The 11,481-nt window shown below is 47.6% G+C and carries 11 protein-coding genes; 9 read left to right on the top strand and 2 right to left on the bottom strand.

What is annotated here, in order from left to right:
- The first annotated feature begins 6 nt into the window (after window positions 1–6).
- From CLOSYM_RS06510 to CLOSYM_RS06550, 9 genes are all read left to right on the top strand, one after another.
- Window positions 7–969: a ribokinase gene (locus CLOSYM_RS06510; protein WP_044902205.1), complete on the top strand. Its 963-nt coding sequence runs from the start codon at window positions 7–9 to the stop codon at window positions 967–969.
- 21 nt (window positions 970–990) lie between these two features.
- Complete coding sequence (deoC, locus tag CLOSYM_RS06515) at window positions 991–1,653, top strand: deoxyribose-phosphate aldolase (RefSeq protein ID WP_021641470.1); 663 nt, start codon at window positions 991–993, stop codon at window positions 1,651–1,653.
- 62 nt (window positions 1,654–1,715) lie between these two features.
- Entirely contained in the window at window positions 1,716–2,915 is a 1,200-nt protein-coding gene (locus CLOSYM_RS06520) for an iron-containing alcohol dehydrogenase (RefSeq protein WP_021641471.1), read from the top strand.
- Window positions 2,916–2,949: 34 nt separating this feature from the next.
- Window positions 2,950–4,137 (top strand): iron-containing alcohol dehydrogenase, encoded by a 1,188-nt coding sequence (locus tag CLOSYM_RS06525; protein ID WP_049943609.1) that lies wholly within the window; start codon window positions 2,950–2,952, stop codon window positions 4,135–4,137.
- A gap of 30 nt (window positions 4,138–4,167) precedes the next feature.
- Window positions 4,168–5,553 (top strand): sodium:solute symporter family protein, encoded by a 1,386-nt coding sequence (locus CLOSYM_RS06530; protein WP_049943611.1) that lies wholly within the window; start codon window positions 4,168–4,170, stop codon window positions 5,551–5,553.
- 1 nt (window position 5,554) lies between these two features.
- The gene (locus CLOSYM_RS06535) at window positions 5,555–6,505 is read left to right on the top strand and encodes a ribokinase (protein WP_044902207.1); all 951 of its coding nucleotides are present in this window, start codon (window positions 5,555–5,557) and stop codon (window positions 6,503–6,505) included.
- 82 nt (window positions 6,506–6,587) lie between these two features.
- A complete protein-coding gene (deoC, locus tag CLOSYM_RS06540; protein ID WP_021641475.1) occupies window positions 6,588–7,250 on the top strand; it encodes a deoxyribose-phosphate aldolase in 663 nt (220 codons plus the stop codon).
- Window positions 7,251–7,261: 11 nt separating this feature from the next.
- The gene (gene deoC / locus CLOSYM_RS06545; RefSeq protein ID WP_021641476.1) at window positions 7,262–7,930 is read left to right on the top strand and encodes a deoxyribose-phosphate aldolase; all 669 of its coding nucleotides are present in this window, start codon (window positions 7,262–7,264) and stop codon (window positions 7,928–7,930) included.
- Window positions 7,931–7,955: 25 nt separating this feature from the next.
- Window positions 7,956–8,894, top strand: coding sequence for a hypothetical protein (locus tag CLOSYM_RS06550; RefSeq protein ID WP_147296728.1), 939 nt, complete (start codon window positions 7,956–7,958; stop codon window positions 8,892–8,894).
- A gap of 175 nt (window positions 8,895–9,069) precedes the next feature.
- On the opposite strand, the gene CLOSYM_RS06555 is transcribed toward CLOSYM_RS06550, so the two are convergent.
- Together CLOSYM_RS06555 and nhaC are read right to left on the bottom strand one after the other, a co-directional pair.
- Entirely contained in the window at window positions 9,070–9,615 is a 546-nt protein-coding gene (locus CLOSYM_RS06555) for a hypothetical protein (protein ID WP_004461986.1), read from the bottom strand.
- A 37-nt stretch (window positions 9,616–9,652) separates the two neighbouring features.
- Window positions 9,653–11,203 (bottom strand): Na+/H+ antiporter NhaC, encoded by a 1,551-nt coding sequence (gene nhaC, locus CLOSYM_RS06560; RefSeq protein WP_021641478.1) that lies wholly within the window; start codon window positions 11,201–11,203, stop codon window positions 9,653–9,655.
- Window positions 11,204–11,481 lie beyond the last annotated feature (278 nt).

Below are 11,481 nucleotides of genomic sequence, written 5' to 3' on the forward strand. Positions count from 1 at the left end.
ATGGGGATGGAAAAAGTATTTGTTATAAACAGCTATTTCTGGCTGCATAGCTTTTACGGCAGAACATTGCCGGGAAACGGTGAATCACTGATTGGTACAGGCTATCGTCCTTCAGGCGGAGGTAAAGGCGTGAATCAGGCTTTTGCCGCAGCATATGAGGGCTGCCATGTTGAAGCAATCGGGCGAATAGGAGCTGATTATGCCGGCGAAATGTGCAGAAAAGAGTGTGCGTCGGTAGGGAGGATAGGCTGCAATTATCTTCGGATGGATCCGGAACATGCTACCGGAAGCGGCTGCATCCTGCGCGATGAGGACGGCGGAAATGCAATTGTTATCGTACCGGGGGTCTGCGACAATTTCTCTAATGAAGATTTTGATGCTGCCAGGGAATATATAAAACAATGTAAAACAGGCGGTTTTCAGCTCGAAGTAAATCCGGAGACAATCGGATATGCAATAAAAGAAAGCGCAAAGCTCGGCATAAGGACATTTCTGGATCCGGCTCCGGCCATTGTACTGCCGGATGAGCTTTATCCCTACATAAGCTTTATAAAACCGAATGAACATGAGGCGTTAACTCTGACGGGAATTCAGGTTCACAGCTATGAGGACGCTAAGGAGGCGGGAGAGAGGCTCCTGGAAAAGGGAGTAAAGGAATGTGCAATTATAACAATGGGGGATAGAGGCTGTGTGGTAGTAAGCAGAGAAGAGAGTTATGTTGTACCCTGCCCCCGCGTTGTGGTGGAAGATCCGACCTGCGCCGGAGATTCATTCGCCGGCAGCTTTATCGCTTCGATTGCAAAGGGGAAAACCATAAAGGAAGCAGTCATCCGGGCATCATGCCTTGCTGCGCTTACTGTTTCCCGTTCAGGGTCAATGTATAACTGCTTTTTTGATTCACAGGAGCAGCTTGATAAAATACAGAAGGAATATCTGGAGACTGTAGTGGAACTGATAGAAAAAATTTAATCAGATAACAAGGAGAAAACAATGAACAACAAAGAGATTCTGGGACATATTGATCACACATTATTACAGCCAACTTCTACATGGGAGCAGATACAGGTGATTTGTGAAGATGCGATTCGTTTTGGGACGGCGTCTGTCTGTATTCCGCCGACTTTTGTGGAACGGGTGCATAAAGCATTTCCTGATTTAAATATCTGCACGGTAATCGGTTTTCCTTTGGGGTACCATACAACCTATATTAAGACGGAAGAGGCTTTGGAGGCAATTAAGAATGGAGCCGGTGAAATTGATATGGTGGTGAATCTGGGAGACGTGAAGGAGGGGAGATTTGACCAGGTTACGCAGGAAATTGCAGCATTAAAATCTGCCGTTGGCAGCAGAGTGCTGAAGGTTATTATTGAGACATGTTACCTGACAGAGGATGAGAAAGTACAGCTTTGCCATTGTGTGACAAAGGCAAAAGCCGATTTTATCAAAACATCGACCGGTTTCGGAAGCGATGGGGCAAAGCTTGAAGATATCCTTCTATTTAAACAGAATATCGGTAGTCAGGTAAAAATCAAAGCAGCAGGGGGAGTCCGCAGCAGGGAAGATTTAGAAATGTTTCTGGCGCAAGGATGCGAACGGATCGGAACAAGTTCTGCAGTTAAACTGTTGCAGGGAGATAAAGCGGAAGGATATTGATGAAATAAAAAGAAGCTTTGTTGAGAAATTCGGGGAGATTAGCACAGAGATGGGAGGGTTATATGGTTAATTTTGTGCTTCGAAATTATACGGATATGATATACGGAAAAGGGCAGGAAACCAAAACCGCAAAACTGATAAAAGACTTTGGCGGTTCAAAGGTTCTGATCCATCATTCCGGCGAGGAATTTGTACTTGGCCTGATAGAACGGGTTAAGGAATATCTGAATGGGGAGGAAATCCCCTGGGTTGAACTTGGGGGAGTTGTTCCGAATCCGCATATCGAACTTGTATACGAAGGAATAGAGCTGTGCCGAAAGGAGCATGTGGATTTTATCCTCGCCGTGGGTGGCGGAAGTGTAATAGACAGTGCAAAGGCGGTGGCAATCGGAACCCTTTATGAGGGGGATGTCTGGGATATTTATGAAGGGAAAGATAAGCAGAAAAAGAGTCTGCCCATAGGCGTTATATCTACTTTTGCCGGAACCGGAAGCGAAGCGACCTTTGGCAGTGTCATCACAAAAGGAAAGATTAAACACGGAATTGAAGATCCGGATGATTTTGTGCTTATCCGGCCGAAATTTGTCATTTTGAATCCGGAGATTACTTATACGGTTCCGGAATTCCAGACCGCGGTAGGGATAGCGGACATGCTGACCCATCTGACGGAAAACTTTTTTACAGCAGATCCGGACAATGATTTATCTGATTATCTGGCCTGTGCCGGTATCAGAACCGTATTGAAGTTTGCACCTGTCGTAATGGAAGACCCTTATAATTATGAGGCCAGAGGGGCTTTGATGCTGTTAAGTCCGCTGGCGATTAACGGTATTATGAAGGTCGGCAGGTGGGGAGACTGGGGATGTCACGACATTGAACATGAGATGTCCGGTGAATGGAATATTCCTCATGGAGCAGGACTGGCGATATTAATGCCGGTGTGGATGCGCTATGTGTATAAAGACCATATGAAATCTTTTATTAAATTTGCGACGGAAATGTTTCGGATACCGCTCGACGTGGAGGAGCCGGAACGAACAGCGCTGGCCGGAATTCAGGCATATGAAGATTTCCTGTTTCATATTCTCAAACTTCCGTCCTCTCTGTCCGAATTGGGAATTTTGCGCCGGGAGCTTGGAGACGACGTGCTTTTAAAAGTTGCGAAGCAGGTATTTTACAGGGGGAATGAGACGACGGGAAGGACCCATCCCCTGCGTGAGCCGGATGTAGTCAATATTCTTAAACAATGTACAGGACTTTAACGATGGGAAAACGGATGGCGGAAGGAGGAGAAGCGTGATTAATTTTGAGTTGAGAAACATGCCGGATTTCTTTTTTGGGAGAGGGATGGAAAGGAAATGCGGAGAATTGATAAGAGAATTTGGAGGAAGCCGTGTGCTGCTCCATCATTCGGGGGAGGCATTTGTGCTGCCGTTGATAGAATCTCTGAAAGGGTACATAGAGGAAGCAGGGCTAAGCTGGGTTGAGCTTGGGGGCGTTGTTCCGAATCCGAGACTTTCAAAAATTTATGAAGGAATTAAATTGGGTAAAAAGGAAAAAATTGACTGCGTGCTGGCGGTCGGAGGAGGAAGTGTTATTGACAGTGCCAAAGGGATCGCAATGGGATGTGCGTATGATGGCGATGTCTGGGATTTTTACAGCCAGAAAGCTGTGCCTCAAAAGATGCTGGTGCTGGGAGTTATCTCAACCTTCGCCGGTACAGGAAGTGAATCCAGCAGGGCATCTGTGGTTACAAACGATGAAACACAGTTAAAGAGATCGGCCGATGATTTCGATTTAATGAGACCGGATTTTGCTATTCTGAATCCGGAGCTGACGCAAAGTATTCCTCCGTTTCAAACGGCATCTGGGGCGGCTGACATCTTCTCGCACCTGTGTGAAAATTATTTTTCTTCAACAGATGAGATTTACCTGAGCCGCCAGCTGCTGACGGCCGGAATGAAGACTGTGTTAAAAAATGCACCGCTCGCAGTCAGTGAACCGGAGAATTATGCGGCCAGAAGCGCTCTGATGATGACGGCGCCTCTGGCGGTAAACGGAATCATGCGGCTGGGCCTTATTGGGGATTGGGCCTGCCATCTGATAGAGCACGAAATGTCGACGGAATGGGATATTCCCCATGGGGCCGGTCTGGCGGTGATTACACCATTTTGGATGGAGTATGTATATAAACGGAATATAAAGCTCTTTGCCAGATTTGCAGTGGAGGCATTTAACTGCGAATATGATTTCGACGATCCGGAACTGACGGCAAAAGAAGGTATCAGAAAAGTACGGGCATTTTTCAGGAGTCTGGGGCTGCCGTCCGGAATCAGAGAGTTTGCCGGCGACGTATCGTGTGATACGCTTAAAAAACTGGCAGGAAGGGTTCCCTATGAGGTGATTGAGAACAGAAGGGTGATAGGCGGAACTTTCCGTCTGGAGGAAAAGGACGTTTACGAAATATACAGGATGGCATTGTAAAGGACATACGTCGGAGAAGGGAGTTTGAATATGAATTTAACATTATTAATGGTTGTTTTGGGGCTTTATTTTTTGCTGATGATCGCAATCAGCTTTGTTGGAAGAAGATATGCGAAAACATATGACAGCTATCTGAATATCGGCCGAAATGCGGGGATCCTTCTTATTATGGGCGGCGCTATCGGCGGTCATATAGGAAACGGGTTTGTGGTAGGCGGTGCCGGTTCGGGAGCTGAGATGGGTATTGGAGGCATATGGTATGGAATCGGTTGTGCTCTTTCCTATGTGGTACTTTCATTCACGATTAATGACTTTCTTTACAAAAAGGGATATATCTCCCTTTCAGATTTCCTGAGAGAACGTTATGGAGACCGGATTACAACCCTGGTTTACAGCCTGAGCACGGCATTTTCCTTTATCGGCAACATGGCCGCACAGATTATGGCGGGCAAGGCCCTGTTTATCGCTCTTGGTCTTGACGGTAATGTGGGAGCCGTCGTCATAACTATCGTAGTTTTGTTATACTCACAGATTGCAGGGCTGTGGGGAGCGTTCGCCACTTCAGTCGTCCAGACGGGCATTATCCTTCTGGGGCTGATTGGCACTACAATTTTTGTGCTGATGCAGGGCGGCGTGGGAGCCATTGTGGAGGCGGTAGAAAGCGGAGCGCTTCCAAAGAGTTTTTTTACCGCTGTACCATTTGACAAGGCGACACTCATCATGCTTATTGTTCCAACCTGTCTTGCGATTTTTACGGATCAGTGCGTATTTCAGAGAGTCAGTTCCGCAAGAAGTGCGCTTACGTCCAAGGCGGCCCATCTTTTCTCTACGGTTTTAATGATTCCTCTTGCAGTGATGCCGGTATTTATCGGAATGTACGGAGCTGCCAAATACGGTGTACGCGATACCTCGGCGTTTTTTGCCGTAGTTCTCAACAGCCTTCCTGCAATTCTTGCAGCGGTTCTTGTAGCGGCCGTAGTAGCAGCGGTAATGTCTACGATTGATACATTATTTATCGGAGTATCGGCGGTTGTGCTTCACGATTTATATAAAGGTTTTATCAATCCGAATGTATCGGAGGAGACAATTAAAAAAATGAATGTAGTTTTAAATATTATTGTTGCCTGTTTTGCACTCGTGATTTCATTGAGCTTTACAAGTATCGTGGGTCTTCTGTCTTCCACCTATACCTTCCTTGCTTCTTCCTGTCTCGTTCCGTTCCTCGGAGGCCTTCTGTGGAAAAAGGGTACGGCAAAGGGATCGGTTTGCAGTTCAGTGGTCGGCATGATCATCGTAATCCTGAATATGCTGGGAATACTGCCTCTGCCATATGCAAGCGTATTTCCGATTCTTCCGGCGTTCATCGTGTATGTAGCAGTCAGTCTTTGTTCACAGCAGAAAAATGCGGAGGCTTAATATGAATAAAAATAATAAGGCGTTTATACTTGGAAGTTATCATTGCTGCTATTCGTTCACCGCAAAGGAAATGCCTTCCATGGGGGAAACTGTCATGGGGTACCGGTTTAAAATGTCGGGAGGTGCGAAAGGGCATGGCCAGATGCTGGCCGCTGCATTGGCCGGTGCAAAAGTAAGCGGAATCATGAGGGTGGGAGATGACGAATACGGCCACCTTTGCATTAAGGATTTCGAGAGGGCAGGTATTGACTGCACACATGTAAAAATAGATAAAGACCATGCTACCGGCGCCGCCGGAGTCATGCTGAATGAAAGAGGGGAAAATATTATTATCGTGGTGCCGGGGGCCAATGCCCAGATTACCACCCGGGATATTGACGATGCAAAGCCGATGATCCGTGAATGCTCCGTAGCCGGTTTCCAATTTGAAAATAATTTTGATGCAATCGAATATGCAATTAAAGAAGCCCATGCTTTGGGTGTGGAAACCATGGTAGATCCGGCCCCGGTAGTGAAATTTGATGAAGAGCTTTACCGTTATATTACATACATGAAACCCAATGAGCATGAAGCTTCTCTGCTCAGCGGTATTCAGGTGTCGGATTATGAGACAGCCGTCCGGGCGGGGAGAATCCTTCTTGACAAGGGGGTCAACAAAGCCGTAGTAATCACGATGGGGGGAAGCGGAGCGGTCCTGGTGGAGAGAAACGGAGAAAAAGTATTCCCTTGTGCTCCGGTTCCGGTGCGGGACACCACCAGTGCGGGAGATACCTTTGCAGGAGCCTTCGTTGCCGGGCTTGCCTCAGGTATGGAGCTTTCCGAAGCAGTCATTCATGCTGTCTGCATCGCTGCCTGTGCCGTGAAAAGAGGACCGCAGGAATCAATTTTCGAATTTTTTCCGAAGGAGGAAGAACTGGAGACAATGAAAGAAAACTACAGAAAAATTCTGTGATCGGCAGGGAAGCATAAAATGGCGGGTAAGGCAGATACGGACCTGCCCGCCGGCAGAAGAGAAAAGGATGTGAACAGTAAGAATGGAAATTACGAAAAAAAGTGTGGAACATATGCTGGACGGTTCTATGGCGGCGGCAAATCCGACGATAGAAGAGGCAATTGCATTTACCAAACGGGCCTCTCAATATGAATTTGCAGGAATACTTGCTTCGGCCTATTTTATCAGGCATGTTGCCGATATTGCCCATGAAGCGGGAAGAAAGATTGTGTCCGTGGTTGATTATCCTATGGGGGGAGCGGTGAATACGATACGCCTGAAGGCGGCAAAGGAGGCATTCAATGCCGGAGCGGATGAACTTGATGTATCAATGAATATCAGTGCATTTCTGGCGGGAGAGTATGAAAGGGTAAAAGATGAAATTAAGGCGGTTCTGGACCTGGCGGGGGATGATAAACTGATAAAAATTATTTATTTTGCTACGCTGCTAACCCCGGATCAGCAATTAAAAGCAGCCGAGCTGTGTATCGAAGCCAATGTTTCGTTCCTGAAAACAAATACAGGTCATGGGTGCAGAAGCACGCCCGGGGAAGTGAAAAATATCAAATCACATTTTGGCGATGCGATTAAGGTTATGGTATCGGGCGGAGTCAGAAATGGGAAGCAGGCAAAAGAAATGATACTGGCCGGATGCGACAGAATCGCAACGAGCGCACCGTTTCAGATTTTAGACACCTTCGAATAGGAGAGAGATACATGAGAAAATCAGAATTATCGGAAAAGATGATAGCAACTGACCTGACAATCGGCCATACACAGGAGCAGGTGAGAGAATTTGTGGAAAAAGCGGTTCATTATGGCCTGTACGGCGTCTGCGTCTTTCAGAACATGGTCAAGACTGCGGTTGACACGGCACAGGGACGTCTGAAGGTATGTACGGTTACCGGTTATCCATCGGGCATTGATGTACCGGCTACAAAAATAGCGGATGCTTTTTTTTCCTCCAAAAGCGGCGCCGATGAAATTGATATTGGGGTCAATCTGTCGGCTGTTAAATCAGACGACAAAGAGACGGTAATCGAAGAATTAAAAGAGACAGCCGGTTTAATCCATGTGGAAGGCGCCGCATTATTTGCCGTTCTGAATACATATCAGCTTGAAGAACCGGAAATTTCGGAGCTTGTAAGACTTTGCGAAGAATGCGGCGCCGACGGTCTGAAGACAACTTCCGGCGATTCGGTTATTCCCAGAAAGACAACAGCGGAGGATGTTAAAAAGATAAGGTGCGCTCTGCAAAAGAAGCTGCCGGTCAAGGCGGAGGGACTGATTGAGACAGAAAAAGAGGCACTTGATTTACTGGAGGCAGGAGCTGATATCGTATGCAGCAGCCGGGCCTTTGAGATTCTGGATGCGATAAATGACTGACAGAGGGAAAGGATGTGAAAATACAGTGAAATATGTGATAAGCCATGAACCCGCAGCGGGAGGACATATTGCCTATACAGAAGATTTCTACAGAATTGACGGGGAAATTCAGGTATGGAATCTGGAACACCTGAAAAAGCTGCCGCCATTTGAAATACTGATCATGAAAAGCAGGAAATCAAGACAGCTCACGATTTGTCCGGAACGCGAATATGCAGCTTTGTTATTAACCAAAGAGTCTCGGGAATTTATTAGCTCTCTCGGCGTTCATACGATTATAACCGATACGGAAGAAGTAGAGGATACAAGCGGTACAGTCAGGATTTTACAGGCAGAGACACTGAACGAGATACTTCCGGGTTATTGTACCTGTAAAGAAGAGAATGGAACAATTACAATTGGAGATATGGAGAGGGGATTTTTGCCGTTGGGAGTCAGAAGAGACGGGAGCCTTTATTCACGAATCCAGTGGGCCAGCACGACGGAGAAAACCCCATATTACTGGGTCTGCAACCTGATTGATGACGATGTGGAGAGACACGGAGGAACATGGGGAGCCAATACGATGGGGCCTGCCAATGCCATTCTTGACTTTTTCGGAGAAGAGCAGGCAATTGAAACGGTCCGCATCTTTCATAATGTCGGTTCTACCATCAGCATTGAGGAAGAGATGGCGGAGCATATCCGTCTTTACGTCAGCAATGATGAGCGGTGCAGCCGGTTTGGGCGGGAGGATGAAGACATAGACACGGTACACTGGGAAAAAATTCTGGATGTACACATGGAGATGAAAGAAAAATGGAATACCTATTTTATTGACAGGCCGGTGAAGGCAAGATATCTTCGCATAGAGCTGGTCAGAAATTTTGGAACACCCGAGGATGTACCCTGGACGGAAACGGCAGAATTGAAGGTATTTCCTTGTCTGCCTGATAAGCATTTTCCTGGCTTTGAAAATGAATAATATAATAGAACTGCTGGCTCTGAGCTATACCTTCATAAGTGATTGTAGCGTTACCCTATGGGAGTATATTTCCTTTGCTGCCCTCCGCCGCCGGTTATATTGTTGAGATCTCCGCCTGCGGCAGGCCGCTTCGGCGGCTAAAAGAGGGACCCGTACGCATGCGGGTCCCTCTAAGCTATTTTTTCCTGGAAAAATTGTATGCTTTCATCGTTGTGCGTACGCTCTTTCCACGCTTATTTTCTCTTTTAAAGCCAATCATCCGGCCGGGATCGGCTTCACCAACCAGGATACCGGGTTTTTGTTTTTTTGCCAGAACCATAATGTCTGCCGCATCCTCCCTTGTGAAGAAAAGCCGCCGGATCCTGTCACCCTTGCTGATATGGAGGGCCACCAGCTCCGGATGATTCCTATCCTCAAGCGTCACGGAATCAATCTGCTCCCAGCTCCAGAAATCATACTGTGTGGTAATATGCATCTGATAAAAAATTTCAAGCCCGCGCTTGGTGATTACCGTATCCTTTTGCATTTTTAAGGCAAGTATGTATAACAGGCCAAATATAAATGCAACGCGATACGGTGTAATGACTCCTGCAGCCAGAAGCAGGCCGGACATAAACCAGCTGCCTGCCGTAACCCATTTGCTGCGCTGCTTTAATTCTCTGGCATGATATTTTGGGCCGGCTGTTAATTCCCATGGGAGATAATCTGCTCTCGTTCTCACATAAAACCATTCCTTTCCGTTCTACTGTTATCAGTGGTCAGGCTTTCTTTACGCCGGTTGGGACAGGGGCCTTGCCGGCAGCACGGAGAGCTTCCAGTCTTTCAAGGGCGTACGCATGTTCTTTGGGAGGCGCAGCGGCCGCTTTACGCATTGTGGTCTTACCGAAAATGCTGGTATAGGCGCCGTCGGCCCAGAACACATTGCGTTTCAGGCAGGCGGTGATCCCGCCGTAAATCGGATTCAGAAGATTTACAAATGCATATGGGAAATATACGAAGGGGTGCACGCCCAGGGTTGCATACTGATAAGCGCCGCAGCCGGTCCACGGGAACATAACGGCCCACAGGGTCCCGCAGTCCTCAAGGGTACGGGAAAGCATGTTTCGGGCCAGGCCCATCTCATCGTATTTATCTCTGTACAGGGGGCCAGGAACACCAATTCCCAGGAACTGGTCACACATGGTAGCGTCGCAGAACAGGGATGTGACCAGGGTTAATACAACCAGACCTCCTACATTGTGGATTTTACTCTTGATACCGCTGAAAAGTGTTTCGACACAGCCGCACCGTTCCAGCGCTCCGCCGTAGGCTACGGCCAGCAGTATCAGGTTGATGGTCCACATCTGGTGATCCATGCCGCCGCGGCTCAGCAGATTGTTAGCCAGTTCATTGCTGCTTTCAAATGTGGTTCCGTAATGGAGAATGTTAAAAATATCACTGACATTAGTGATTCCCTGGAAAACAGCCCCAAAGAGGACACCGCAGCCCACGGAAATGGCGAGGCCTGGCAAGGCCGGCAGTTTTAACACACATACAACGACAACCACAACGATGGGCAACAGAAGCACCGGATTTAAGTTGTATCCGCCTGCAAGAGCCTGCTGGAGTTCCAGGGCAACCGTGTTGTCATATCCGGTCGTTGAATAGCCAAAACCTATGATTGTATACAGGACCAAAGCAATCACGAAGGTTGGAGCCGTTGTTGATACCATTGCGGTAACATGATCAAAGAGGCCTGTTTCCGAGACTGCGGCGGCCAGATTGGTGGTATCTGACAGCGGAGAAAATTTGTCTCCCACATAAGCTCCGGATATAATCATACCGGCTGTCAGCGCAACCGGCATGCCCAGGCCGGCTCCAATCCCCATAAAAGCAATACCTATGGTTGCGGTGGTGGTCCAGGAAGAACCGCAGGCCAGACCGACAACGGCGCACAGGATGCAGCCGACCGGCAGAAACAGCTTTGGAGTCAGCAGATCCAGTCCGTAATAGATCAGGGCCGGAATCGTGCCAGACATGATAAAAGATGCCACCAGAATGCCGACCGTGCACAGAATAAGAATCGCTTCCATTGTACGGTTCAGACAGTCCAGCATACCTGCCATCATATCTGAAAAAGAGTGGCCGCAGATACAGCCGATAATACAGGCTACAACAATGGAGACAAGCAGCGGCATATGCGCATCTCCGTAACTGGTGCCGGCCATAAAGTGATACAACATCAGGCCTAACATTACGTCAATGGGTAACAATGCCTCAAAAACGTTGGGAAGACGAACCGTACGCTGTTTTTTTTCTTTTTCACTCATTTTAAACCCTCACTTTCTTAATCATTGCATACTGTTTTTCCAACAGGAAAAGCCGCCCCCTGCAGAACGCAATCCTTCTCAATTCCAAACGCCAGACCGTCACGGAGAGAAGAATATATACATTCTGCAGGGGGCGACTAGTTACCTGTCACTTAATACCACGGCACGTCATTTACTATCAGCCCGGAGCCGCGGCATTAACTGCTTTGTTCCTAATTTTCCAACATACAGCTGAAGCAGACACACCTCCTCCTAATATATAAGTGTAGGGTTTCAGT

This window comes from [Clostridium] symbiosum ATCC 14940, from assembly GCF_000466485.1.
In the GTDB taxonomy this organism is placed as follows: Bacteria; Bacillota; Clostridia; order Lachnospirales; family Lachnospiraceae; genus Otoolea; species Otoolea symbiosa.

Coding starts and splice junctions, on each gene's coding strand:
- CLOSYM_RS06530 (WP_049943611.1), top strand. CDS start 4,168: ATGAATTTAACATTATTAATGGTTGTTTTGGGGCTTTATTTTTTGCTG.
- deoC (WP_021641475.1), top strand. CDS start 6,588: ATGGAAATTACGAAAAAAAGTGTGGAACATATGCTGGACGGTTCTATG.
- CLOSYM_RS06535 (WP_044902207.1), top strand. CDS start 5,555: ATGAATAAAAATAATAAGGCGTTTATACTTGGAAGTTATCATTGCTGC.
- deoC (WP_021641470.1), top strand. CDS start 991: ATGAACAACAAAGAGATTCTGGGACATATTGATCACACATTATTACAG.
- deoC (WP_021641476.1), top strand. CDS start 7,262: ATGAGAAAATCAGAATTATCGGAAAAGATGATAGCAACTGACCTGACA.
- nhaC (WP_021641478.1), bottom strand. CDS start 11,203: ATGAGTGAAAAAGAAAAAAAACAGCGTACGGTTCGTCTTCCCAACGTT.
- CLOSYM_RS06520 (WP_021641471.1), top strand. CDS start 1,716: ATGGTTAATTTTGTGCTTCGAAATTATACGGATATGATATACGGAAAA.
- CLOSYM_RS06510 (WP_044902205.1), top strand. CDS start 7: ATGGAAAAAGTATTTGTTATAAACAGCTATTTCTGGCTGCATAGCTTT.